Origin of the sequence: Jeotgalicoccus coquinae, assembly GCF_014207425.1 — a bacterium.
In the GTDB taxonomy this organism is placed as follows: Bacteria; Bacillota; Bacilli; order Staphylococcales; family Salinicoccaceae; genus Jeotgalicoccus; species Jeotgalicoccus coquinae.
The window spans coordinates 154,687-180,801 of record NZ_JACHFF010000003.1; the positions used below are offsets into that span (position 1 = coordinate 154,687).

A 26,115-nucleotide genomic window follows, 5' to 3' on the forward strand; every position below is an offset into this window, starting at 1 on the left:
GGTAATTACTGTTTTTAATTTAAGCGAGTTAAAGTAATAAATCCCGGGTATATACATATTAATTCAGAAATTAGGAGTGATCGGACTTATGAAGAAATTTGCAGTTGTTTCAACAATGCTTGCAGTGCTCGCACTTGCGGCATGCGGCGATGATACAGAGGATGAGGATACAGGGACAGATGAAACAGGTGTTGAAGAGTCTGATGTGGAGGACGATATGCTGGATGATGACGAGGACCACGGAGACGATGACAACAACGACAATGAGAACGACGACTAAAGAATAATGAGGTGCTGCCTATTTAGGCAGCATCTTTTCAGTTTAAAATGACTATTTAGTGACTTTGCATGTTCTGACAAATAAATTTTTCCGCCTTCATTTATAATGGACAGGAAGCTAACAAATACAGAGGTGAAAATTGTGTCTCAGACAATTATGAAAGCGCAAACACCCAACAGGATTATTCTAGGTATTATATTAACAATCCTGACATACTGGCTGTTTGCCCAGGCATTTTTAAACATTGCTCCCGAAGTGCAGGAGACATACAGCAGCACCAGCAGCAGTATTATCAACCTGTCCGTCAGCCTGACGTCACTCATTACAGGAATTTTTATGGTGGCAGCAGGGAACATTGCAGATAAAATCGGTTATAAAAAAATTACGATTATTGGTATCTTTTTAAGCATAATCGGTTCTATTATTATTATTCTGCCATTCCATACATCGTTTTTAATTATCGGCCGTATTGTCCAGGGGTTCTCGGCAGCAATGATTATGCCGGCAACTATTTCAATTTTTAATCATATATTTGAAGGAGAAGAGCGCCGCAAAGCACTCAGTTACTGGTCGCTTGGTGCGTTCGGCGGTACCGGTCTTGCATCGCTGTTTGCCGGGACGATGGCAACTTTTGTGGCGTGGCAGTGGATATTTATCGTGTCGATTGTACTGTCTCTGATCGGTCTGTTTTTACTTAAAAATATTCAAGATGTACACGATAAAAACCGCGGACCGATTAATTTCGACTTTGCCGGATTATCTATTTTCGTCGTCATGATCGGGGCGCTCAGTATTTTTATTACACAGGGTGAGGTGCTCGGATGGACGAGTGCCGTATCATTTATACTGATAGTGATATTCGTTATCGGACTGATTGTTTTTATCGCACTGGAAAAAAGAAAACGTGCACCGTTCCTTGAGCTGTCACTGTTTTCGAACAAAGCATTTTTAGGCACTGTTGTAACGAACTTCCTGCTGAATACGGCAATCGGTTCGCTCGCGCTGTTTAATATTTATACTCAGCAGGCGCTCGGTATGACTGCTTTTTCAGCCAGTCTGGTGACCATTCCTTATATTTTAACGATGCTCGTTGCGATTAAAGCCGGCGAAAAGAGTATCGCTAAATTCGGTCCGAAACGTGCGCTGGTTACGGCGCCTGTCCTTCTAGGGCTCGGTTTAATTATGCTGTCGCTGACATTTTTAGAAGGCACTGTATATATTATGTCATGTCTGATCGGTTTTGGATTTTTCGGAATAGGTATCGGTCTGTTTGCGACACCGGCACTCGACACGGCAGTGTCAACAACACCAAGAGACAAAGTTGGGGTTGCTTCTGCAATTTTCAAAATGGCATCGACGCTTGGCGGGGCATTCGGTATTGCGATTATCGTTTCCGTTTACTCAGCACTGTCGAATACATTTTCAGTGGCTGCAGCGGGAAGCGCGGCGTTTATCGTTAACGTTGTACTGCTCGCGGTTGCATTCATCTTCGCTCTTGTTGTGATTCCAAAAGTGAGTATGAAGGACAAGTAGGGTCAAGCGGAACTTTTTATGAAGGATAAAAGTTGTGGTAGCATTGAATCAACAAATTGATGCGGGAGCGAATGAGTAATGAAAATTGGTGTTATTTCAGATTTGCACATCGATCGTTATAACAGCGAGACGCTGAAGCAGAAAGATTTTTCTCTGACGCTCGCAAACGAAGTGTCACGGGCGGCGCTGGATATACTGCTGATTGCCGGTGATATTTCTAACGATCACGTCCGTTCGTACCGTTTTATGCAGGAACTCGAACAGCTGACCGGTGTGACGATTTACTTTGTGCCGGGCAACCACGACTTTTGGAACTTTAGCGGGGATGCGAAAAGTACCCGGGAAATATATGAATACTTTAAAGATACGAAGTACTTTAAAGAAGGTTCACCGATTGATCTTGGTGACGACTGGGCGCTCGTAATGAATCCGGCCTGGTATGACTACACGTATGCGAGCGACCGTTTTTCGCTGGAGCGTTTAAGTCAGCGGGAATTTTACGGCGGCACGTGGCAGGATAAAGTTAAAATCAACTGGGGCATGACGGACCCGGAAGTATCTAAAATGATGGCGGAACGCGCCGCAGCTGATTTGGAAACGGTGCGGGATAAGAAGATTATTCTGATGACGCATGTCGCGACGCACAAAACATTCAGGGTGCCGATGCCGAACCGTCTGTTTGATTACTATAATGCGTTCATCGGCACGTCGGACTTCGACTCTTTTTATGAAGATTACGATATCCGCTACAGCATTATGGGACACATTCACTTCAGACATCAGGTCAGTGAAGGCGGCACGGATTACATCTGTGCATGTCTCGGTTACAAACGCGAGTGGCGGACTAAAGATATCGTGCATGAGATGCGGGACGCTTTGCAGGTTATAGAAATTTAATAAGAGAACCATCAACCACCTTTTCCGGTGGTTTTTGTATTTTTCTGGGAATTCATTGTATCTATCCAGGAAATTAAAATAACTTGTACGAAATAAAAATAAATCGCTGATTTTCCCTATATATAGTATGAGAGGACTTTTAAGGAGGAAATCAATGATTATATCAGAACGGAAAATCAGTAAAGAACTGGCATTTTACAGAGCACTCAGTTCCCGCTTTTGTCTGGAAGAAAAAGATGCGAAAAAATTGTCGGTGCTGGAGCGCGGTTATAAGGGAGAACGTATTTATGACGAAGTGTTTGATGAAGAGGGCCACAGTTCGGTATTTGTCTTCCGGGATATTTATTTGAGAATCGAGGACAGTACAGCGCAGTACGACGCTCTGATTGTGAGCGATGCGGGAATAACAGTGAATGAGATAAAAAACTACTCGGGTTTTTATCGTGTGGAGAGAGGAAAATGGTATGCCGGAAACTTTGAGGTGCCGGATGATCCCCCGGCGCAGCTGAAACGCGCTATGAATAAGCTGCTCAAACTGAAGTATATTCACCGGTTAAATTTCGATATAGAGGGGAAGGTTGTTTTTCCGCATATAGATTTCCGGCTGAATTTTGATAATCAGGATGTCCGTGAGAGATTGGTGATGAGATCTGAGCTGCGTGATTATTTAAAGAGATTTTCGAACGAGTACGCCGGCCGGTACGCGGAACGAATTGCGGAAGCGGTGTCTTCACATATTATTGATAATCCATTTTTTGATAAGAGCGCGAATTTTGATTCAGTGAGTAAAGGATTGTACTGCGGGAATTGCGGGGGATTTGAGGTTGAAACATGGGCATATCATTTCTTCTGTACTGCATGCAAATCCAGAGAAACGAAAGAATCTCATGTTATTCGCGCGCTAAGTGATTATACTGCATTATTTACGAACGAAAAATTAACGAGAAAACGCTTATTGGAATTTATCGATTACAAAGTCAGTCCGCGTACGATTGTAAGAATGCTGAGTAAATATTGTACTCGATTTGGTGCGGGGAATGCGACTTATTATGAGTTTAATTATGAAAATTACGAAGATGTGGTAGAAAATCATGAATATATTAGAAGGTATAAGAATCATATGATTAAAATCTAGGATTACCTACTTGTGCGCGCCACCGAAAAACGACGGCGGCACAAGAAGAGGAACTGCGCGCCACCGAGCGCTGACGGTGGCACAGAACAGGGAATTGCGCGCCACCGAGCGCAAATCAGCCACTCTTAAAACAAAAAAACGCGCCGACAGGCGCGTTCCCTCAATCAAATCTTATTTCTTAACTTTAATTTCTTCGTATTTCGCGTGCCATTCGGGGAATACGCGTTTAAAGATAACGGGCTGGAAGTCGCCGTCGACTTTCTTCACAACAATCAGTGTTGTTGTGCCGTGTGTGCAGACTTCACCGTTGCCATTGACGATTTCAAAACCATAAATAGTACGGACGCCGGTATTTTCTTCGACCCATGTGCGGACGAATGCACGGTCGCCGTATTTTAATGATTTCGCATATGTGATGTTGACGTTATGGACGGGAGCGAGGTAGCCTTCGCGTTCCATTTTTAAATAGTCGTAGCCGATATCTTCAATCAGCTGCATGCGTCCAAGTTCCAGCCATTTAATATAGCTGCCATGGTATATAACACCCATCATGTCAGTATCTGCATATAATATCTGTATTTCTTTTTCTGCTACATAAGCGCTCATGAAAGTTCCTCCTAAAAATAACTTAGTGTTATTATATCACTCCATATCCGCATTTTTCTAAAGGAGTTTATCGTTTTTGCTTAAAGGGGTATGATAGATAGAGAAGGCAATCAGAAATGGGGCAAAATGGACATGAAATTACTGACTTTTGTAGATGAGATAACGGGAAAGTATCATCTTGGTGTACTGACAGCGAAAGGTGTGCTGGATATTTCCGGGGATTTTGAAACGCTGCAGGATGTCATGGCGAACAAAGAAAAGGCAGAGGCTCTTATTGAATTTTACCTGGAAGCTGAATATATCGAACTGAAAAGTATAGATGAACTCAAGCTTGGGCCGGTTGTGCCGAACCCGGAGAAAATTATTTGTGTGGGTGTGAACTATAAACGTCATGCAGAAGAAATGAAGATAGATATTCCGGAACTGCCGATTATCTTTTCGAAGTTTAATAATACGCTGGCGGCGCACAACAGTACGATAAAAATTCCGGAAGACACATACATGATTGATTATGAAGGGGAGCTCGCGATTATTATCGGTAAAACAGGGCGCAACATTCCGCGCGAAGATGCGATGGATTACATCTTCGGTTATACTAATGCGAACGATGTGTCCGACCGCAGCGCGCAGTTTGCAACAAGCCAGTGGCTGGCGGGTAAATCGTATGACGGTTTCTGTCCGGTCGGACCGTATATTGCGACGCTTGGTGAAATCGGCGAACCGCATAAGCTGCGTATTAAAACATATGTGAATGACGAGCTGCGCCAGGATTCGAATACGAACGATATGGTATTTAAGAGCAGAGGACTCGTGAGCCATATTTCAAAATACATGACACTGAAACCCGGAGATATTATTCTGACGGGCACGCCGGAAGGTGTGGCGTCGGGTTACAAAACTGCGGACAAGCCGTGGATTAAAGCGGGCGATACAGTAACGGTAGAAATAGAATCGCTCGGCAGTCTGACGAATCGTTTTGAAAAGGAATGATAATTGATGTCGATATATGGAAAAGTTCGTACACTTTATACAGGCAGTGTTAAAACAGTCGGAGATCCTGAAGCAGAAAGCAAAATGAATCAGCAGTGGGAAACGGGAGCGTTTAAAGAAAAAACGGACAAACCTGTATTTTTATCTGAAGAAGGTCTCAAAGGAGATGAATGCGCAGATAAAAAAAATCACGGAGGCCCTGAGAAGGCATTGTTTGCATACAGTCTTGCTCATTATGACGAATGGCAGCGTGAACTCGGCAATCCGGACATTAAAGCCGGCGGCAACGGTGAAAATATTTCGGTCATTCATATGGATGAAACAAGTGTGTATATCGGAGACATTTATGAACTGGGTGAAGCGGTTGTCCAGGTATCTCAGCCGCGCCGTCCATGCTGGAAACCGGCACGCCGTCACGGTGATATTGATCTTGCGAAAAAGATTGAAGACTCCGGCCGTACCGGCTGGTATTTCCGTGTGCTTAAAGAAGGCAAAATTAAAGCGGGCGATACATTCCAGCTTATTGAACGTCCATGTCCGGACTGGACGATTGCCAGGATGAACGAAGTGCTGTACCATAACCGCGACAATATCGGGCTGATGGAAAACCTGAGAGACGGCGAATACACGCCGCCAAGCTGGAAAGCCACACTCGGTAAACTGCTGGCGGGCGAAGAGATAGACGACTCTAAACGTCTGTACGGTCCGAATATATAATATAAAAAGGAGCGCGGCTGAATTCAGCCGTGCTCCTTTTTGCTTAGTTCCCGCTCATCCACTGCATCGCCCTTAAAATACCCTGATCCCAATATGCATAGTCATGTTCGCCTGGTCCTTCTTCGTATTTAAATGAAATATCTTTTGATTCAAGATATGCCTTGAACTCAACGTTATCATCATAAATGAAATCTTCAGTCCCGCACATCATATACAGATCAGGCAGTCCGTCAACTCCAGCCAAATCAATTCCCCGCTCAACAATCTGTTTAATATCGAGCGAAGTGCCGGAAGTTGTATTAACGTCACCAATAATACCGTGCATTTTAAAGTCGGGCCAGTTGTAATTTAAGAGACGCTCAATATCTGTCGCACTCGACATAAAGCATGCTTTTCCGAACAAATCAGGATTTTCAAATGCAGTTTTAATTACACCGAATCCGCCCATCGAATGTCCAGCAAGGAAATTATCCTCCCGCCGTTTTGACAGGGGGAAGACCTGGTGGGCATAACGCCAAACTTCAAGAATATGGTCTTTATAGCTGTGTCCGTACAACATATTCGCATAAAAACTGTGATCGCCGTCCGGCAGAATCACTGCGAGATTATGTTCATTCGCGTAACGTTCAGCATTCGTAAACCGCATATATGAATTATTGTCGCTCGATAATCCATGAAGTATCATAACCGACGGCAGGAGCGGCGGTGCCGCATTTATATCGTAATGTTCATTCTGTTCCGGCAGTATTAAATTAAAATGATGATGCTTGCCGAGAGCTTCCGAGAAAAAGTTAATACGCATTAAAGCCATAGAGAAATCTCCTTTTATAATGTAATGATAAAAAAAGCCCCGCCAAAAGACGGGACTGTAAAATTTTAATTGTTAACTGTCTGAGCTTTCGGTTCTTTATCGTCTGGATTATGAGTCGGGTCGAGCTTGCGTTCAAGAAAGCGCAGCGCGAAGTCGATAATAACCGCGATGAGTGCAATCGGAATTGCACCGGCTAAAATATATACCGTACCATCAGTCGCGTTCGTCCCGCGGATAATTAAATCCGACAGTGTCGGCGCACCAATGAATGAACCGATTGCAACGATACCGATTGCAACAACTAGGGCGATGCGCAGTCCGCCGATAATAACGGACAGTGCAAGCGGCAGCTCAATTATGCGCAGTACCTGGTTGCGTGTCATCCCCATACTTTTACCGGCGTCGGTAATATTTTTATCGACACCTGTAATACCTGAGTAAGTGTTTTTAATAATCGGCAGCAGCGCATACAGAAATACCGTTACAATAACCGTATTCGTTCCAAGTCCCATAACGAGCATTAAAATCGACAGCATCGCAAGTGCGGGAATCGTCTGAATAATATTGGCGGCTGTAATAATCACACCTGAGAGTTTTGCATAGCGCGCGATAAAAATCCCGATCGGAATACCGGCAATTGCGGCAAACAGCACGCCGTAAATACTCATCAGCAGGTGGTCTGTAAAAAGACTCAGCAGGTAGGCGAAGTTGTTGACGAAATAATTATATAAATCTGTTAATAGATTACCTGTCACGTTACTCACCATCCTCTTCAAAGTAGTTGTGTTCTTCCAAAAATTCTTCCGCAACGAGCGCAGGCTCAATGCCTTCCTCATCTGAACGGTAGTTTAAGTTCTGCATTGTTTCTGTAGAAATTGTACCTGTCATACGGGATAACGCTTCGTCGATTTCCGGATATTCTTCAATAATTTCATGTGTTGCAAACGGTGATGCGTCATACGGCGGGAAGAACTGCATATCGTCCTCCAGCACGACTAAATCATAAGCCGGAATACGGCCGTCAGTCGTATAGCCGAGTGCAAGGTCCAGACTGCCTGTGCTTAATGCTTCATACACAAGACTGATCTGCATTGCACGGATGTTGTCGAATGCAAAACCGTAGGCTTCCTGGAAGGCAGGGTAGCCGTCACCGGGACGGTTAAACCATGATGTATCGACACCGACTGCGAATTCATCTGTATATTCTGCTAAATCTGATGTTGTTTCAAGGTCGTACTCTTCGGCAGTTTCGCGAGTCACCATAAAGGCATATGTGTTATCGAAACCGTAAGAGTCATAGAATTTCATATCGAATTCTTCATCAAACGCTTTTTGCGTCTGTTCAAGTGCAACTTCCGGATCACTTTCCGCGTCTTTGTTTAAGACACCGGTAAGTTCAGTACCGGTATAGCGTACACCTGACACTTGTGCATCTCCCGAAAGAAGTGCGTTGTGCTGGATTGTTGATGAACCGAGGTTGTTAATCATTACCGGTTCGATTTCACCGTAGCTGTAATGTTCAATCATTAAGCGCGACATATGAGAAACAATTTGCGATTCTGTTGTCGTCATTGATGTGATTGCAATACCATCGCTGGAACTGCTGCTGAGTCCGGGCAGGCTGCACCCGGCAAGGACAGTCAGAGATACCAGTACGACGGCTAATAATTTTTTAGTTTGTCTCATGATACTCCTCCTATCTTGATACTTTTAAGCCTTTCGGCGTTGCCCATTTTTCTGTAAGCGATAAAATATAGTCGGCAATTAATGCAAGCAGCGTTACCATAATTGCAGCACTGATAATCAGTTCAGGCTGATATGAGTTCAGTCCGTTAAAGACGAAGTCGCCAAGGCCGCCTGCGCCGATGTAGCTGGCAAGCGTTGCCCATGAAATAACGTAAACCGATGATAATCTGATGCCGCTTAAAATCAGCGGAATCGCAATCGGCAGTTCAACGTTCCACATCAGCTGCATGCGTGTCATACCCATACTTTTAGCTGCTTCCCTGATGTTCGGATCAATATTTTTAACACCGATAATCGTATTATTTAAAATCGGCAGTAAAATGTATGCACTGAGTGCAATGATTGCAGGCACGCGTCCAACTCCAAAGAGCGGAATCATTAATGCGAGCACTGCAAGTGTCGGTACTGTTTGAAGCACGCCGGCAGTTGTTAATACGTAACCGCTCAGCTTTTTAGTGTTCGCCATTGCCATACCAAGCGGAACGGCAATCAGAATACCGATAATTAATGAGATGATTGACAGATAAAAGTGCTCCCATGTTTTAACGAGCAGCTCTGAACCGTTGACGCTTAAAAATTCCATCATGCCTCATCAGCTCCTGACGTAACCGGAGCGGACGTCTCCTCGCCCCAGATTGTGTCGTATACGATATCTACTAAGTTAGAACGCGTAATTAATCCGATTAGTGTATTATTGTCATCCACTACAGGAATGATTCTGACGTTTCGCTTTAATATTGTACGGACCGAATCCTGAAGTTTGGAATCGATGCCGATTTTATATATGTCTCGGCCCATTAAATCAACGATGTTCATACCTTTGCGGTAACCTTCGTTAATATCTTCAATGTCGATAAACCCGAGCAGTTTTTTATGACTGTCGGTAACGAGAATCGTATCGATACGTTTTTCACGCATCAGTGCGATACAGTCGTTAATCGACTTGTCGACTGTAATACTGACCGGCGTAATCATAGCATCTGCAACAGTACGCATATTCGGTCTGTCCTGAATCAGGCGGCCTTCGCCGATGAAGTCGCGGACGAAATCATTTGCGGGATTGCGCAGAATTTCGTCAGGTGTATCAAACTGCACGATTTCGCCGTGGCTCATAATACAAATTCTGTCTGCCAGTTTAATCGCTTCATCCATATCGTGTGTCACAAAAATAAATGTTTTGCCGAGTTTCTGCTGGAGTTCTTTAACTAAATCCTGCAAAGTATCACGGGTAATTGGATCGAGTGCACCGAAAGGTTCATCCATCAGTATAATGTCCTGTTCAGCAGCAAGTGCCCTGATAACTCCAATACGCTGCTGCTGTCCGCCAGAGAGTTCGGAAGGATAGCGCTCTAGAAATTCTTCAGGCAGGTCAACGAGTTTAATTAACTCTTTTGCCTTTTTGTCTTTATCTTCTTCAGTCCATTTTAATAGTCTCGGAACGAGTGTAATGTTCTCTTTAATCGTCATATGCGGCAGCAGACCAATCTGCTGGATAACATAACCGATCTTGCGGCGGAGTTCCACCGGGTTTTTCTTGGTGATATCCTTGCCGTTTATCGCAATTGTTCCTGATGTCGGTTCAACCATGCGGTTAATCATACGAAGCGCAGTCGTTTTACCACTCCCGCTCGTACCGATAAATGCAATAAATTCACCTTCCTGAATATCGAGAGAAATGTCGTTGACGGCTTTCTTATTACCACCGTAAATCTTAGTTAAATTTTTTATACTTAACATAGTCGTCTCCTTTACTTTATAAAGTTGAGCAAATTTATACTTAACAATTATAACATAATAAGTGAGAAATTTCACATTTATCTCTTATTTCACATATTAAAAACTTGATTTGACAGGCTCAAAGCAATACATTGTGAAAATATTGATTAAAATTATATTGATGAAAAATCCGAGGTAAAATTTCAGTTGCTTTTGATACTGATGATAAAAAATACTCATCCTTATATAGAAGGGGAGCGCCACTGCCTGTTAGGCTGAGGATGCCTGGAATCGGGGATAATCTGCATTAAATACTATTATACAATATTAACAGAGTATTCTAATAATTATTTGACGAATATATTTTATTGATGTAGTTTAAAGGAAACTAAAAGACTAAGGGGATGCATAAAATGGAACAGGAGAGTACTTTATCAAAAGCACATGAGCTGAAGGATAAAATTATCGAATGGCGCAGGCATTTACATAGGAATCCTGAATTATCTTTTGAAGAATATAAAACATCAGAATTTGTAAAAGAAAAACTGGAGAAGCTTAATTTTGAAATTGAGTACCCGGTAGCAAAAACGGGGTTAGTTGCAACGCTGAAAGGTAAATCGGAAGGACCGACGGTAGCATTGCGTGCTGATATGGATGCCTTGCCGATTCAGGAAGAAGGCGAGACGGAATACAAATCAACAGTGGATGGTGTCGGACATCTCTGCGGTCATGATGCACACACTGCCATACTGCTCGGTGCTGCTCATATTCTCAGCGAAAACCCGCCTGAACGCGGTAACGTCAAGCTGCTGTTTCAGCCGGCTGAAGAAGGATACGGCGGAGGAGAAGTGATGGTTCAGGAAGGGGCCTTAAAAAATCCTGATGTCGATGCGGTTGCCGGCCTCCATGTTCATCCAACAATTAAAACGGGGGAAACATCGATTACAGAAGGATTTGCAACAGCATGTACAGATTCTTTTGATATTAAAATTATCGGTAAAGGCGGGCATGCGGCACACCCTCATTTATCTATAGATCCGATAGCAATATCCTCAACTGTAATTGCATCGCTGCAGCAGATTGTCAGCAGAAATATAGATCCTCTTGAAAATATTGTACTAACTATTGGCAAAATAGAAGGCGGATTTGCTAGAAATGTCATCGCGCCTGAAGTAAGAATGGAAGGGACGGTTCGTTTATTAAATCCTGAACTTCGTTCGAAAGTAAAAGAAACGATGCACGAATATTTAAATGGTGTAACTAGCGGAATGGGTGCTTCATATGAAATGGAGTACACATACGGTTATCCATCGGTGTATAATGAACCGTCACTGATTCCGACATTAAGATCCACAGTCGATAAAATTCTCGGAAAAGGCCAGCTGCTCGACGTCAATCCGAGTATGGGCGGCGAGGATTTTTCTTACTTTGCACGTGAAGTGCCCGGCGTATTCTTCAGACTGGGGACAAATGGCGGCGAAGACACCGCGTATCCGAACCATCATCCGAAATTCAATGTAGATGAAGATGCACTGCATTACGGTGCAGCGATACTCAGCCAGTTTGCTTATGACTATATTGATAAAAATTAATTTAATAGAAAAAATTATAAAAACTCTCAAATATTTTTGAGAGTTTTTTTCATAAAAAATTAATAAAATACTTATAAAGTTACATTGATTTTGTATAAAAATAATATCTATTCAATAGTCATAAATCCAATATTTGTAAGGTAATAATACAAAAAAAATATAATTATATCAATGAAATTAAAATTAAATTAAATTAAATTTTTAAAAATAATTGTAAGCGATTTATAGTTTTAATAATTAAAACTTTCTGACTTCTTATTGACACAATAATTTATATGAGGTAATTTATAAAAAATGAATAAAATAAAGAGGTGAATTAATTACCTGTCAGAAAAATGTTCTACCAAATTAAATTATAAGAGGTGTGTGTATGAAGAAAAAAAGAATTTACTTTTTTCTAATGGTTATGACATTGGTTTTAATTTTGGCAGCTTGTGGCAGCACAGATGATGCTGGAGATAGTGGAACGGAGGAGTCTGGTGCTGAAGAAGGAGAAGGTACAGCAGGTGAAGGGACAGCCGAGGGAAACAATAATGTCCTAACTATTGCTTTAGGTACAGATATGGTTTCTTTCGACGTACATAATCACACGAACACTTCAACTGAAGCAGTTCACATTAATATGTTTAATTATCTGGTCAAAAGAGACCCGGAAAGTGGAGAATATGTATCAGACTTAGCTGAATCATTTGAAGCAATTGATGATACAACATGGGAATTCAAACTAAAAGAAGGTGTTAAATTCCATAACGGTGAAGCTCTAGATTCTGAGGATGTTAAATATTCATTAGAAAGACCGGCCAATGATGATACAACATTGGAACATATTAACTATGAGGTCATCGAAAAGATTGAGGTAATTGATGATTTGACTTTCCAAATTCACACAGCTACACCTGATCCTGCATTATTAAATCGTATTGCTAGAATGGGCTCGGCAATATTACCTAGTCAATATATAGAAGAAAATGGGTTTGATCACTTCTTATCAGAACCAGTTGGTACAGGACCATTCCAATTCAATGAATGGGTTAAAGATGATCGCATAGTACTAGATGTTTACGAAGATTATTTTGAGGGCGTAAATGAAGAGTGGGAGCAGGTTGTGTTTAGGGTTATACCTGAGAACTCGACACGTGTATCTGAACTGTTAACTGGCGGAGTAGATCTCGCTGTCAACATGCCTCCAAGTGAATGGGACAGAATCGAGAATAATGAAGGCACACATATGGCGCAAGAAACTTCGAATAGAACAATGATGTTATTCGTAAGACATACTGAAGGATGGCCGACAGCTGATAAAAAAGTACGTGAAGCATTGGATTTAGCAATTGATAACAATGCGATATCTGAAAACTTATTATCGGGCCGTGCGGTGCCAACAATTACTCGGGTAGCACCAGGAAACTTCGGTTTTAATGAAGAACTGTATGATACTTATAATTATGATTTAGAACGTGCACGTGAATTGTTAGAAGAAGCAGGTTATGGAGATGGCCTGGATATCACTTTGCATTCACCAAGAGGTAGATATTTACAAGACGCTGAGATTGCTGAAATGGTAGCGGGAATGTGGAGTCAAATTGGGGTGAATGCAACAGTTGAGTTTATGGAATGGAGCAGTTTTGTAGATATGCGTAATGCTGGAGAGAATAAAGATGTGTATCTTTTAGCATTAGGAAACTCAATGTTTGATGCAGCAAATGCGCTAGATTGGTATGACTACGAAAGATTTGAAGGCCAAATTGATTACCAAAATGAAGAATTTGAATCATTAGTAGAAGCGGCGGAACAAAATATGGATCTTGAAGAACGTGAACAGCAGTATATAGAAGCGCAAGAAATTTTAGCCGAAGATGTTGCTCATCCTGTGCTTCATCAGGAATCAATAAATATAGGCGTAAGTGACTTTGTAAACTATACGCCTACTATTGATGAAATGATTTATGTTGAAACGATAACTAAATCAGAATAAGAGTGTTATTTATCAGGGTATGGTAGGTGAAACTTCCCATGCCCTGATTAATTTTAATGGGGGCTATGTGAATGAATAATTATTTCGTCAGACGAATTCTACAAATTATACCAGTTTTATTTATTATCTCATTCATTGTATTTACTTTAGTTTTTGTTGCAGGAGATCCTGTATCTCTTATGTTACCGGACGATGCTCCACCAGAAGCGAGAGAAGAGCTTAGAGAAACTATGGGGTTAAATGAACCATTTGTTGTGCAGTATATTACATATATGGGTAACATGTTGCAGGGGGATTTTGGAGAATCATATAGATTTAATCAGCCAGCTTTGGATATCGTGTTAGATAGACTGCCGGCAACAATGGAATTGGCAATTTTTGCAATAGTAATTGCAACGGCAGTAGCCATTCCACTTGGTATATGGTCGGCTACAAAACAGAATACAAGTTTAGACTTGATTGCTACAGGTGCGGCAGTCATAGGAAAAGCGATGCCTAACTTTTGGTTGGGGATTATGCTTATATTATTATTTTCTGTTACTTTAGGAATGTTTCCGGTATCTGGAAGAGGCACTGCAATGCATGTAATATTACCGGCTGTTACTTTAGCAACAGGAATTGCCGCCGAGATGACTCGATTAATTCGCTCCAGTATGCTGGATTCGCTTTCGCAAGATTATGTTCGGACTGCTAGAAGTAAAGGTTTAAAAGATAGAATTGTGGTTTACAAACATGCATTTAGAAACAGTTTAATTCCTGTTGTAACTATTACGTTTCTACAAACCTCTACGTTAGTCGGAGGAACGCTTATAACTGAAACAGTATTTGCCTGGCCAGGTCTTGGACAACTCTTAATTCAGGCAGTTAATACAAGAGATATGGCCATAGTACAAGCAAGTGTCTTCATTATAGCAATATTAGTTATTCTAATGAATCTCATTGCAGATATCTTGTACAGATTCCTGGATCCAAGAATTAAATATAATTAAGGAGGATTAAGACATGAGTCATGAATCTCAAGCGGTAGTAAATGATATTTCAAAAGATGAACTCGTAGAAAATCGTCCATCCTCCTTAAAAAGATGGATGCGATTATTATGGCGCAGTAAAACCGGAACAGTTGGTTTAATTATTGTAGTTATAGCACTTTTAGTAGCGATTTTCGCACCACTTATTGCACCATATCAACCTCAGGAAATTAATCCGGTAAATATGTTAAAGCCGCCATTCTGGATGGAAAATGGTTCTATGGAAAATATATTAGGTACGGATAATTTAGGACGAGATATATTTAGTAGAATACTCTACGGATCGCAAATCTCTATTTTGGTAGGTGTAATGTCCGTGGTTGTAGCAGGCTTCATAGGAGTTACTGTAGGATTGGTTTCTGGTTATTTTGGAGGGATTATAGATAATATTTTAATGCGCCTGGTAGATTCATTTTTAGCAATCCCGACAATTCTTTTTGCTTTGGTAATCTTGGCAATTTTTGATTCAGGAGTCTTTACACTGATTATTGTTCTTGGTGTAACTAACTGGGTGAACTACGCAAGATTGGTTCGGGGAGAAGTATTGACATTAAAAGAAAGAGATTATGTTAAAGCAGCACATTCAATTGGTGTTAGTAACTTTAAAATTATAGTAAGACATTTACTACCAAATGTTATTTCGTCATTTATAGTTATATCTACACTAAGTGTCGCAACAACAATCATTCTAGAAGCATCTTTAAGCTTTTTAGGACTCGGAGTACAGCCGCCAACTGTATCGTGGGGATCAATATTAAGCGATGGCAGAGATTATTTATCAACAAGCTGGTGGTTAGCGACATTCCCAGGAATTGCAATCACAATTACCGTACTTGGAATAATTTTCTTAGGTGACTGGTTGAGGGATGTTCTTGATCCACGTACACAAAAATAACGAAAGGTGAGAAATTATGAGTGAAAAACTATTAGAAATCAATAATTTAAAAACTCATTTTTTTACTGAAGCAGGTGTAGTGCCTTCCGTTGACGATGTATCATTCTCTATAAAGAAAGGTGAAATCGTTGCAGTTGTAGGTGAATCAGGCTCAGGGAAAAGTGTAACATCTTTATCTATCATGAATTTATTAGACAAAGCAGGAAAAGTAGTTAACGGAGAAATTTTATTTGATGGAAAAGATTTAACTAAAGCTAGTGAGAAAGAGCTGAGAAATTTACGCGGTGATGATATCGCAATGATTTTCCAGGAACCTTTAACATCGTTAAATCCTGTGTTTACAATAGGTAATCAAATGATGGAACCGATAAGACTTCATTTAAAATTAAATAAAAAGGATGCTAAAGCCCGCTGTATCGAAATGTTAGATAAAGTAGGCATTCCTAGAGCTGAGAAAGTCTTTGATTCTTTTCCGCACTCATTAAGTGGTGGAATGAGACAAAGAGTTATGATTGCAATGGCTCTGTCTTGTAATCCAATGTTACTTATTGCAGATGAACCAACCACAGCTCTGGATGTTACTATCCAGGCACAAATATTAAATTTGATGAGAGATATTGTAGAAGATTTAGGAACTGCGATTTTACTAATTACCCACGATTTAGGTGTAGTAGCGGAGATGGCCGATAAAGTAGTAGTTATGTATGCCGGACAAGTTGTAGAGTATGCAGATGTATTTACGTTATTTAAGAATCCCAAACACCCTTATACACAGGGCTTAATAGAAAGTACTCCTAAAATTAATCAGCTATACGAAAAGTTACATTCAATACCGGGTACAGTTCCCAACCCATTAAATTATCCATCAGGTTGTCGATTTGTAGACCGGTGTCCATTTGCTATGAAGCAATGTATAACTCATGAACCAAACAATACCTATACAGCCGATGGACATACTGTGAAATGTTGGCTCCACGAAATGGATCGAATAGAAAATGAAACTCTTAAAGAGAAAGTGAGGAATTAACCATGCAGGATGAAAAATTACTTGTTGTTAATAACTTAAAAAAGCACTTTGATGTAACTAAGGGTTTCTTTAAAAAAGATAAAAGTTATGTTTATGCTGTCGATGGTTTAAACTTTGATGTTAAAAAAGGAGAGGTTTTAGGAATCGTTGGGGAATCAGGCTGCGGTAAATCTACTGCTGGAAATATGATTGGTCAGCTGCTTGAACCAACTGAAGGTGAAATTATTTTTGAAGGAGAAGATTTATTAAATTTGTCTAGAAGCGAGCTTCGTAAACGAAGAGCAGATATCCAAATGATATTTCAAGATCCTTTTTCCTCATTAAATCCAAGAATGAGGGTGTTTGAACTCATAGCAGAACCTTTGAGGACACATAGAAAACTAAATAAAAAAGAACTACGTAATCGTGTGGAAGAAATGATGGATTTAGTGGGTTTAAATAGAGCATATATGAATCGTTTTCCTCATGAATTTAGTGGGGGACAAAGACAGCGAATAGGTATTGCAAGAGCGATAGCATTAAATCCTAAATTAATTATTTGTGATGAACCTGTATCGGCTCTGGATGTATCAATACAATCACAAATTTTAAATTTATTAGTGAAATTGCAGAAGGAATTGGATTTAACATTTATCTTTATAGCGCATGGTCTACCTGCAGTAAAATATATCAGTGATCGAATAGCTGTAATGTATCTTGGTAAAATTGTTGAACTGACAACAAAAGAAAAATTATTTGAAGGAGCATTGCATCCGTACACAGAAGGATTATTGTCTGCAGTACCTATTCCAGATCCTGAAGAACGGACTAAAGAACGTCATATTATTGAAGGTGACATTCCGAGTCCTGAAAATCCGCCGAATGGGTGTAATTTCCATACACGGTGTCCATTTGCACAAGACATTTGTCGAAATGAAGAACCAGAGTTTGAGGAAAAAGCAAATGGTCGTTTTGCTGCCTGTCATTTCCCATTAAATACACATTTATTAGAGAAAAATGAGACTGTGCAAAGTACATAGTAAAAGGGGATGTTAATGTGAGTGATTTAGAAGATAAACAGCAGGAGATGATTAAACTTCTGGAGAAATTAGTGAACATTGACAGTGGATCTAATTTTAAAGTAGGTGTGGATAAAGTAGGTTCTATCTTAAGAGAAGAGTATGAAGCGATAGGATTTACATGTGAAAAAATACAAGAGGAGAAGGTAGGCAACCATTTAATGTTACAGCATAAAACTGTGGACAAGCCCTCAATACTTCTCATTGCTCATATGGACACTGTTTTTAAAGAAGGAACAGCAGACGAGAGACCATTTTATATTGAGGGTAATCGGGCATATGGTCCGGGTGTCGCAGATATGAAAGGGAGTCAAGTTACTTTACTTTATGCAATGAAGTATTTATTGGAAAACTCACCTGAATCGTTGAAAAAAGTGATGATACTATTAAATAGTGATGAAGAAATTGGCTCTCCTACTTCTAGGAAGATCATTGAAAAATTATCGGTAAAAGTTGAATATGCACTCGTCATGGAACCGGCAAGAAAAGACGGTTCTATTGTAACGTCAAGGCGGGGCGGTGGTACATATAAATTGAGAATAACAGGTAAATCAGCTCATTCAGGTGTTGCACCTCAAGATGGACACAGTGCTATCGAAGAAATGGGACATAAGATTGTAAAATTAAGTGAATTAACAAATCATGATGAAGGTGTATCGATTAACGTTGGTAAAGTTAACGGTGGAGAAGCAACAAATGTTGTTCCTGATGAAGCTACATTACACGTTGATGTCAGGGTAAGCAATGTAGAACAAAGTGAGTATATCGAGCAGCAAATAGAAGATATTTGTGCAACTCCCGATATTCAAGGTACTAAAATAGAATTGACTGGTGGTATTAGAAGACCACCTATGGAGTTAGATCAAGAAAATATGGAATTATTAAATATTATTCAAGATGTTGGTGAATCACTGGATATTGAAGTATCGCATACACATACTGGTGGCGGCTCTGATGCATCTTTCCCATCGCATTTAGGTGTAGCCACTGTAGATGGACTGGGACCGGTAGGTGGAGAAATGCATAGCGAGAAAGAATACCTGGAAATAGATTCAATTACAGAGAGAACAGTGCTTCTCGCTGAAACGATTCATAATTTAACAAGTAATACACATTAAATTTGCTTAGCTGTTTTAAAATATATAACCCCTTAGCAGGCGTCTTCCACCCGGGAAGGTGCCTGTCCTCTTTTTAGGAGATTGCGAAGGATGAGTTATGGGTATGATTAATATTATAAGTGATATAAAAATAGGGGGAGTTTTTGTGAAGAACAGATATACTGCTGATATAGAATACTTAACGGTAGGCCTTGAGCATGCATCGATTGAAGTGGAAGCATTTGTGAATCTCGGATGCCCGTACAGTGCGAAGTTTTTTGAAATTGCATCTGAAGTAATTAAACCGTACACGGATAACGGTCATGTAAAATTTGTTGTTAAGCATGTAGACCGGACGAAGGGGCAGCTGCTCCGCGGTACTGTAGCAAATAACTATGTCGATCATGATGATCCTGCAGAAGGTTTCGCGGCAATGAAAAAATTATTCCAGACGCAGGAATCTTGGGTGAAGAGTTTCAGAAAAACACTCGAAATGTGTGAAGATACTTTAGGACTGCCAGAAAAAACAGCGGCGTATGAACGCGGTGTGGCAGTACTTAAAGATTTTAATGAACGTGGTTTGAAAATTGTTCCGACAGTATTTATCAACGGCGAGCATTTAACGGCTTATAAGCCTGCAGAACAGAGTAAAGAAGAAATCAGTAAAATTTTAACAGAGCGTATAGAGTCACTGAAATAGGCTGGAGTTTCCAGTCTGTTTTCTTTTAGTGTATATTACTGGTAAGGAGATGAAGTGATGAAGTATTTCGCAGTGTTTTTATCGATGCAAGATGAAGAATTATCGCGTGTACACAGACCGGAACATTTGGATTTTTTAGCAGGTCAGAGAGAGGCTGGTACCGTACTGATGAACGGCAGGTTTACCGACGGTGCAGGCGGTCTTATTATTTACCGTGCTGAAGATGAAGAGTCAGCGGTCTCACTCGTAAAGCAGGATCCCTACATTTCGCTGGGTGCGAGAGATTATGAAATTCATGAATGGGATATGGAAACAAATTACGAGTTCTAAAAGTTCGGAGTGATAATGATGAAGCCAGCTAAGAGAGTTACATTATTAATACTGGGAATACTATTGTTGTGGGCACCGGGAATTCATGCACAGGAAGCAATAAATCCTTATTTGCAGAATATGGTGGATGTGCGGGCATCATCGGATGAAAGCTGGCAGGAAGCCCAGCAGATGATCAGCCGTCTGAATCACGTTGAAAACAGCATTCTATACCAGACAAGCAGCAATGGTGCTGTGTTTATACTCGCTGATACACCGATTACAGAGCAGCCGGAATTTGCACATTTAAAAGGAGTGGTGCCGAGAGGCCATACAAACTCCTGGGATGACATTCCAGGTGCAGGCGGTCATGTGTCCATGGCACGTATCGGATACAGTGAGTACGGTAAAGGTCATTCGGCAATTAACCTGGAACTCCATGAATACGGACATGTCGTCGATGCATTTACGGTCGGCGTGCAGGTCAGTGAAACAGAAGAGTTCAGAGCGATTCATGCTGCTGAGGTGGATTCTCTGATGAACAGCAACTCACAGCGTGATTATTACGATATCGTTGAAGAATATTTCGGTGAAACATTCGCGATGTATTACTACACAGCGGAATCACGTGCGGAACTGGCAGAGAAAGCACCGAGAACATTTGCGTTCTTTGATGACTTTAACCACCGTATTTTATCGACCGGAGAAGTGACAGGGAACACTGTAACAATGTACTGGGATCTGCATGAAGATGCCGTAGAATACGAAATGTTCCGGAACGGTGAATCTGTCGGTACGACAGCAGGCAGCAGCTTCAGAAACGAAGGATTAAATACGGATACAACTTACGATTTTAAAGTTGTCGCAAAAAATGCGGGCGGTGAAGAAATCTATACATCCTATACACGTTCGGCACTGACAGGCAGCGTGCCGGATGCAGATACGACCGAACTTGAAGCAACAATTTCAGAAGTTGAAGCGGCCTATCAGGACCGTGAGATGGGACAGCCGCTGACAAGAGCGCTGGCCAATGCAAAGAGTTATATATCTGATGTGTATAGTCCGAAACAGGATGAAGTGGATAACTTAAACAGCTATCTACAGGAAACATGGGAAGCCGATGAAGCAGCACAGCAGGCAGCAGAAGAACAGCGGCTGCGTGAAGAACAGGAAGCTCGTGAAGAAGCAGCACGTAAAGCTGAAGAAGAACGAATAGCAAAAGAAAAACAAGAAGCGCAGGAAGCGGCAGAACGTGAAAAAGCTGCGGAAGAAGCAAGAAAACAGGAACTTCAGGATACGATTATTAAAATAGCAATTGGTGCAGGAGTAATTATTGCTGCAGTTATAGGAATAATTGTGTACAGGAAGAAGAGAAAATAATAAGTAATGAAACAGGGCGGATTCTTTTAGTGGAATCTGTCCTTTTTCATGTTTTTTGTCGGAGCGTGCCACCGAAAAAAGACGGTGACGCGCAAAGCGTGATTCTGTGCCACCGAAAAACGACGGTGGCGCGCAATGTATGATTCTGTGCCGTCGAAAAATGACGGTGGCGCGCAACGCATCAAAAAAGGTTCACCGGCATGTACCGGTGAACCTTTCTTTCTTTTCTAACTTATACTCTTAACAAATGCTTCCAGTCTGTCCATGCCTTCTTTAAGCGTGTCGATTGAGCTCGCGAAAGAGATGCGGATATGGCCTTTGCCGTGTTCTGAGAATGCTGATCCCGGAACGACTGCCATATGTTGTTCTTTCAGTAATGCTGTTGCGAAGTCCCAGTCATCCATTCCCGTAAATGCAATATTAGGGAATATATAAAAGGCGCCGCCCGGTTTTTCGACTGTGCAGCCGATGTCAATGAGTCTGTCGTAGACGTAGTCCCGGCGTTTTAAGTATGCTTCATTCATGACTTTCGGATAGTCCTGGGCATTCGTCAGTGCTTCAAGTGCTGCATACTGGCTCGGTACCGCCGCACAGATTGAGTTACTTAAATGCACTTTCAGAATTTCATCGCTCAAGTGTCTCGGCGATAATGTATAGCCGACTCTCCATCCCGTCATCGAATGTGATTTCGACACACCGTGAATGAGTATTGTTTTATCGCGGATATTTTCTTTGCTGCCGAACGAAATGTGTTTATTCTCATAAACATTTTCGCTGTATATTTCATCGCTGATCAGGAATAAGTCCTTGCTGCTGATGTATTCAGCAATCGCGTCGACGTCTTCTTCCGATAAAGATGCGCCTGTCGGATTCGAAGGGTAGTTTAAGAGCACAGCTTTAGTGTTATTAGTAACTAGAGCATCTAATTTCTCAATATTCGGAACGAAGTTTGTATCGCTGACATCGAGATATTTCACAACGCCGCCGTTCAGCTCGATTAATGATTCATATGCAGGATATGCAGGTGCGGTAATAATGACTTCATCACCTTCCGTTAATATCGTGCGGAGTACTGAATCGAGTGCTTCACTGGCACCGTTTGTAATAACGACTTCATCAGCAGTGTAGTGAGCGTTATACTTATCTGCAAAAAAATCTGCTGCCGCCTGCCGCAGTTCGACGATGCCGGCGTTTAATGAGTAGCCGGTTTTATTATTATTAATCGCAGTAATTGCCGCGTTTTTAACACTTTCAGGTGTAGGGAAGTCGGGCTGGCCAATTGTTAAATTGACACCGTCTTCAAACAGCTGAACCTGATTTGAAAATACTCTGATTCCGGGTATTGATAGTGCGGTTGCACGCGGATTTAATTCTGGCATGTATTTCACTCCTGTATTTAGCTAGTCTTCTTATTATAGAATTTTCAGTCAATAGATTGCAAATAGAATTCATATTTGTATAATATTACAGTATAATTTATAATTATAACAAAAATAACAAAGGGGAGCTGACAGCGTCTTGAAAAAATATACGTTATTATTCAGCATTTTATCGTTTTTACTGGTACTCAGCGCATGCAGCAATGAAGATGAAAGTGTGACATTACAGTTTGGACATGCTTTGCCGCCGGATACGAATCAGGCAATCAAGATTAATGAAATGGCCGAAGCGGTGGAAAAACAGACTGACGGCAGAGTGAGGTTTGAAATATATCCTAACTCGCAGCTCGGCAGTGAAACTGAAATGCTCCAGCAGCTGGATGTCGGTGCAATGAACGGGCTTGCAATCATGGTCGGTTCGATGCAGACGATGGATATGAGACTCGCAATTGAGGATCTGCCTTATATGTGGCCGGACGCCGAAGCGGCACGTGAGGCGTATAAAGGAGAATTTGGGGATTACATAGCAGATATTGCCGGAGAGTACGACATGCATACGGCGGGATATTTGGAATGGGGATTCCGTCACGTGACGAATAACAAAAGACCGATTGTGCAGCCGGAAGATTTAAAAGGAACGAATATCCGGGTCGCTGAAACGGCACTCCGTGTAGATACGTTTGAACAGGTGGGTGCATTGCCGACAGTTATGGCATTCAGTGAAGTATACGGCGCGCTGCAGCAGGGTGCGCTCGATGCGCAGGAAAATCCGCTCGCGAACATCGTTGCACCGCGTTTTAATGAGGTGCAGGATTACTTATCGCTTACCGGACATTTTTACAATACAGTGATGATTGTTTTCGACGGTAAAACGTGGGAGAAAATCAGTCCCGAAGATCAGCAGATTATTACAGACGAAATCGATAAAATTTCCAAAGAAGTGCAAATGGCAAACGACGATACTGAATCGGAACATATAGAATTCCTTGCCGAAAATGGTATGAAAGTGAACGATGATGTGGATAAGGAAGCATTCAGAGAAGCGATGATGCCGGTTTATGCACAATGGGAAGAAGACGTGTTCGGTAAAGAAATGATGGATATGTACCGCAGAAATTCCGGATGGGAGGAGGAACAGTAATATGACAAAAGCATTGGTGAAAACCTTATATATTGCATGTGCAGTCGTCATTGCACTGCTTACTTTAATCGTGCTGACTCAGGTCGTATCGAGATTTTTTGATTACTCCATGCCGGGAACAGAAGAGCTGTCCCGTCTCCTTGTAGTCTGGATGACATTCCTCGGAATGAGCGTTGCTGTTTATGAACGCGGACATCTCGCAGTGAACTTCTTTGTAAAACGTGCAGGCGATAAACTCCGCCCGTATTTATATTTAACAGTGAATACACTGCTCGGGCTGTTTTTCTTAGTTATGACAGTCTACGGTTTTATATTCTCATACCAGTCACTGGATTTTACATCATCTACTTTACAGCTGCCGATGACGGTATTTTATCTTGCGATACCTGTAAGCAGTCTGCTGTCGCTTTACTTTTTAATATTAAATTTCTGGAAACCCCAGAATGAAAGTGAGGCGGTATAATGCTCGCAATCAGTATGCTTATATTATTCTTTGCACTTCTGTTTCTCGGAATGCCGATTGCTTTTGTAATCGGGATTGTCGGGCTGGTTATGCTTGTTCTCGGCGGCGTACCTCTTGAAATCATTATTCAGCGCGCCTTTGCCGGAGTAAATAACTTTTCATATTTAGCTATACCATTATTTATTCTCGCCGGGGACATTATGGGGAAAGGCGGACTGACGAAACGTTTAATGGCATTTGCGAATGCCTTCGTCGGTAAGCTGTCAGGCGGCACTGCCATTACGACAGTCGTGACGTCAGCGCTGTTCGGAGCGGTTTCCGGTTCAACAGTCGCTACAACTTATGCAGTCGGTTCGGTACTGGTACCGAGACTGAAAGAAGAGAAATACTCGAACTCATTTATTGCGAGTATTATCGGACCGGCCGGTGTGCTCGGGCTGATTATTCCGCCGAGTATTACAATGGTTATTTTAGGAATTACAGCAAATATTTCAATCGGTGATTTATTCTTCGCCGGTATTATACCAGGTGTGCTGCTGGCACTCGCGTTATGTATTTACGTCTGGTTTATGAGTAAGAAAAAAGGATTCGGAGAAGTGCGTACAGAATCGATTTCCGGTAAAGAGTTCTGGAAAGTAACGAGAGAGGCATTCTTCCCGCTCCTGACGCCGATATTTATTTTAGGCAGTATCTTCTCAGGATATGCAACAGCGACTGAAGCTGCGGTTATTGCAGTGGTTTACGGCTTTATTTTATCGCTGTTCTATAAAGAGCTGAACTGGACTAAAGTAAAAGGGATTTTGGCAGGTTCGGCAATTACATCAGCAACTATTTTAATAATTATTTCAATGGCGAACGTCTTTACATATGTACTGACAGTTAATCATATACCGGATGCGGTATCAGGATTCTTCCTGAATTTCGCTGACTCACCGCTTGTCTTCCTTCTCGTCGTATCTCTGATACTGTTAATATTAGGAATGCTGACAGAAGTGACGTCACTGATTGTACTTTTAACACCAATTTTTATGCCGATTGCAACGGAGTTCGGTATTGATCCGATTCACTTCGGTATGGTGCTGATTATGAACTTTGCACTCGCGAACATTACACCGCCGGTCGGACTGTCACTGATTGCAGGGGCATCCGTTACGGATAAGAAAATGGGAATCGAAGAAACGCTCCCGTATATTTTACACGTGCTGCTAATTGTAGCGATTATGGTGGTGCTGATTATATTCGTGCCGTCCATCTCGACGTTCCTACCAAACTTACTTAAATAAAGGGGCAGATTAAATGATTATCAATCCGGAAGAAACTATCGAGTTAAAGAACAGATTTGATGGTAAAGGAAGTATTTTTTCGACGTCTTATATTAAAGAAGATGACTTTGAAGGAATCCGCAAAGTACTGGAAATTGAACTTGAGCCTCACGCATCAATCGGCTATCACCAGCATATCGATGAGGGCGAAATTTATCATATAATAGAAGGTAAGGGTGAATTTCAGGATTCGGATGGTACGTTTAAACCTGTATCAAAAGGCGACTGCTGTGTTATTACGAAAGGCCAGTCACACGGTTTAGTGAATACAGAAGATAAACCTCTCAAAATAGTTGCAATTATATTTTAGAATTGCGT

General features: G+C 41.4%; 27 protein-coding genes. 20 read left to right on the forward strand and 7 right to left on the reverse strand.

The genetic code is table 11. The features are described from left to right. Window positions 1-88 precede the first annotated feature (88 nt). The 4 genes from HNR41_RS09545 (at window position 89) to HNR41_RS09560 (ending at window position 3,845) form a co-directional block, all read left to right on the forward strand. Entirely contained in the window at window positions 89-280 is a 192-nt protein-coding gene (locus HNR41_RS09545) for a hypothetical protein (RefSeq protein ID WP_184284070.1), read from the forward strand. 156 nt (window positions 281-436) lie between these two features. Beyond that, the gene (locus HNR41_RS09550; protein ID WP_184284316.1) at window positions 437-1,813 is read left to right on the forward strand and encodes an MFS transporter; all 1,377 of its coding nucleotides are present in this window, start codon (window positions 437-439) and stop codon (window positions 1,811-1,813) included. A gap of 78 nt (window positions 1,814-1,891) precedes the next feature. After that, entirely contained in the window at window positions 1,892-2,710 is an 819-nt protein-coding gene (locus HNR41_RS09555) for a putative phosphoesterase (protein ID WP_184284072.1), read from the forward strand. Window positions 2,711-2,864: 154 nt separating this feature from the next. After that, entirely contained in the window at window positions 2,865-3,845 is a 981-nt protein-coding gene (locus HNR41_RS09560; protein ID WP_184284074.1) for a nuclease-related domain-containing protein, read from the forward strand. 171 nt (window positions 3,846-4,016) lie between these two features. Here the strand turns inward: HNR41_RS09560 and HNR41_RS09565 are convergent, their stop codons facing one another. Next, window positions 4,017-4,451 (reverse strand): acyl-CoA thioesterase, encoded by a 435-nt coding sequence (locus HNR41_RS09565; RefSeq protein WP_184284076.1) that lies wholly within the window; start codon window positions 4,449-4,451, stop codon window positions 4,017-4,019. Between the two features lie 132 nt (window positions 4,452-4,583). Between HNR41_RS09565 and HNR41_RS09570 the strand changes: the two genes are divergently transcribed. Further along, complete coding sequence (locus HNR41_RS09570; RefSeq protein ID WP_184284078.1) at window positions 4,584-5,441, forward strand: fumarylacetoacetate hydrolase family protein; 858 nt, start codon at window positions 4,584-4,586, stop codon at window positions 5,439-5,441. A 6-nt stretch (window positions 5,442-5,447) separates the two neighbouring features. Next, window positions 5,448-6,158, forward strand: a complete 711-nt coding sequence (locus tag HNR41_RS09575; protein ID WP_184284318.1) for an MOSC domain-containing protein — start codon at window positions 5,448-5,450, stop codon at window positions 6,156-6,158. 43 nt (window positions 6,159-6,201) lie between these two features. Here HNR41_RS09575 and HNR41_RS09580 read toward each other — a convergent pair whose 3' ends face one another. The 5 genes from HNR41_RS09580 to HNR41_RS09600 form a co-directional block, all read right to left on the reverse strand. Next, on the reverse strand, window positions 6,202-6,969 hold the full coding sequence (locus HNR41_RS09580) for an alpha/beta hydrolase (RefSeq protein WP_184284080.1): 768 nt from the start codon (window positions 6,967-6,969) through the stop codon (window positions 6,202-6,204). A 65-nt stretch (window positions 6,970-7,034) separates the two neighbouring features. Continuing rightward, window positions 7,035-7,724, reverse strand: coding sequence for an ABC transporter permease (locus HNR41_RS09585; RefSeq protein ID WP_184284082.1), 690 nt, complete (start codon window positions 7,722-7,724; stop codon window positions 7,035-7,037). Between the two features lies 1 nt (window position 7,725). Next, complete coding sequence (locus HNR41_RS09590; protein ID WP_184284083.1) at window positions 7,726-8,655, reverse strand: osmoprotectant ABC transporter substrate-binding protein; 930 nt, start codon at window positions 8,653-8,655, stop codon at window positions 7,726-7,728. A 10-nt stretch (window positions 8,656-8,665) separates the two neighbouring features. After that, window positions 8,666-9,301, reverse strand: coding sequence for an ABC transporter permease (locus tag HNR41_RS09595; RefSeq protein WP_184284085.1), 636 nt, complete (start codon window positions 9,299-9,301; stop codon window positions 8,666-8,668). Continuing rightward, on the reverse strand, window positions 9,298-10,452 hold the full coding sequence (locus HNR41_RS09600) for a betaine/proline/choline family ABC transporter ATP-binding protein (protein ID WP_184284087.1): 1,155 nt from the start codon (window positions 10,450-10,452) through the stop codon (window positions 9,298-9,300). The genes HNR41_RS09595 and HNR41_RS09600 overlap by 4 nt, the downstream gene beginning before the upstream one ends. A gap of 392 nt (window positions 10,453-10,844) precedes the next feature. On the opposite strand from HNR41_RS09600, the gene HNR41_RS09605 reads away from it, so the two are divergent. The 10 genes from HNR41_RS09605 (at window position 10,845) to HNR41_RS09650 (ending at window position 21,492) form a co-directional block, all read left to right on the forward strand. After that, window positions 10,845-12,023: a M20 metallopeptidase family protein gene (locus HNR41_RS09605; RefSeq protein ID WP_184284088.1), complete on the forward strand. Its 1,179-nt coding sequence runs from the start codon at window positions 10,845-10,847 to the stop codon at window positions 12,021-12,023. 370 nt (window positions 12,024-12,393) lie between these two features. Next, window positions 12,394-13,998, forward strand: a complete 1,605-nt coding sequence (locus HNR41_RS09610) for an ABC transporter substrate-binding protein (protein ID WP_184284090.1) — start codon at window positions 12,394-12,396, stop codon at window positions 13,996-13,998. Window positions 13,999-14,069: 71 nt separating this feature from the next. Beyond that, a complete protein-coding gene (locus HNR41_RS09615; protein ID WP_184284092.1) occupies window positions 14,070-14,987 on the forward strand; it encodes an ABC transporter permease in 918 nt (305 codons plus the stop codon). A 13-nt stretch (window positions 14,988-15,000) separates the two neighbouring features. Then, window positions 15,001-15,921, forward strand: coding sequence for an ABC transporter permease (locus tag HNR41_RS09620; RefSeq protein ID WP_184284094.1), 921 nt, complete (start codon window positions 15,001-15,003; stop codon window positions 15,919-15,921). A 16-nt stretch (window positions 15,922-15,937) separates the two neighbouring features. Beyond that, window positions 15,938-16,948, forward strand: a complete 1,011-nt coding sequence (locus tag HNR41_RS09625) for an ABC transporter ATP-binding protein (RefSeq protein WP_184284096.1) — start codon at window positions 15,938-15,940, stop codon at window positions 16,946-16,948. A 2-nt stretch (window positions 16,949-16,950) separates the two neighbouring features. After that, window positions 16,951-17,967, forward strand: a complete 1,017-nt coding sequence (locus HNR41_RS09630; RefSeq protein WP_184284098.1) for an ABC transporter ATP-binding protein — start codon at window positions 16,951-16,953, stop codon at window positions 17,965-17,967. Between the two features lie 17 nt (window positions 17,968-17,984). Beyond that, on the forward strand, window positions 17,985-19,124 hold the full coding sequence (locus tag HNR41_RS09635) for a M20 family metallopeptidase (protein WP_229714988.1): 1,140 nt from the start codon (window positions 17,985-17,987) through the stop codon (window positions 19,122-19,124). A gap of 145 nt (window positions 19,125-19,269) precedes the next feature. Continuing rightward, window positions 19,270-19,803, forward strand: coding sequence for a thioredoxin domain-containing protein (locus tag HNR41_RS09640; RefSeq protein WP_184284100.1), 534 nt, complete (start codon window positions 19,270-19,272; stop codon window positions 19,801-19,803). Between the two features lie 57 nt (window positions 19,804-19,860). Continuing rightward, window positions 19,861-20,133, forward strand: a complete 273-nt coding sequence (locus tag HNR41_RS09645; RefSeq protein ID WP_184284102.1) for a YciI family protein — start codon at window positions 19,861-19,863, stop codon at window positions 20,131-20,133. Between the two features lie 15 nt (window positions 20,134-20,148). Then, the gene (locus HNR41_RS09650; RefSeq protein ID WP_184284104.1) at window positions 20,149-21,492 is read left to right on the forward strand and encodes an anthrax toxin lethal factor-related metalloendopeptidase; all 1,344 of its coding nucleotides are present in this window, start codon (window positions 20,149-20,151) and stop codon (window positions 21,490-21,492) included. Between the two features lie 227 nt (window positions 21,493-21,719). Here the strand turns inward: HNR41_RS09650 and HNR41_RS09655 are convergent, their stop codons facing one another. After that, window positions 21,720-22,871, reverse strand: a complete 1,152-nt coding sequence (locus HNR41_RS09655; protein ID WP_184284106.1) for an aminotransferase class I/II-fold pyridoxal phosphate-dependent enzyme — start codon at window positions 22,869-22,871, stop codon at window positions 21,720-21,722. Between the two features lie 139 nt (window positions 22,872-23,010). On the opposite strand from HNR41_RS09655, the gene HNR41_RS09660 reads away from it, so the two are divergent. From HNR41_RS09660 to HNR41_RS09675, 4 genes are read left to right on the forward strand one after another with little or no spacing between them, the layout of a single operon-like run. Continuing rightward, window positions 23,011-24,012 (forward strand): DctP family TRAP transporter solute-binding subunit, encoded by a 1,002-nt coding sequence (locus HNR41_RS09660; protein ID WP_184284108.1) that lies wholly within the window; start codon window positions 23,011-23,013, stop codon window positions 24,010-24,012. Between the two features lies 1 nt (window position 24,013). Then, window positions 24,014-24,475 carry a TRAP transporter small permease gene (locus tag HNR41_RS09665; RefSeq protein WP_184284109.1) on the forward strand — a complete coding sequence of 154 codons (462 nt, stop codon included), beginning with the start codon at window positions 24,014-24,016 and terminating at the stop codon, window positions 24,473-24,475. Next, window positions 24,475-25,758: a TRAP transporter large permease gene (locus HNR41_RS09670; RefSeq protein ID WP_184284111.1), complete on the forward strand. Its 1,284-nt coding sequence runs from the start codon at window positions 24,475-24,477 to the stop codon at window positions 25,756-25,758. The genes HNR41_RS09665 and HNR41_RS09670 overlap by 1 nt, the downstream gene beginning before the upstream one ends. A 13-nt stretch (window positions 25,759-25,771) precedes the next feature. Then, the gene (locus tag HNR41_RS09675; protein ID WP_035810739.1) at window positions 25,772-26,107 is read left to right on the forward strand and encodes a cupin domain-containing protein; all 336 of its coding nucleotides are present in this window, start codon (window positions 25,772-25,774) and stop codon (window positions 26,105-26,107) included. The last annotated feature ends 8 nt before the right edge of the window (window positions 26,108-26,115 follow it).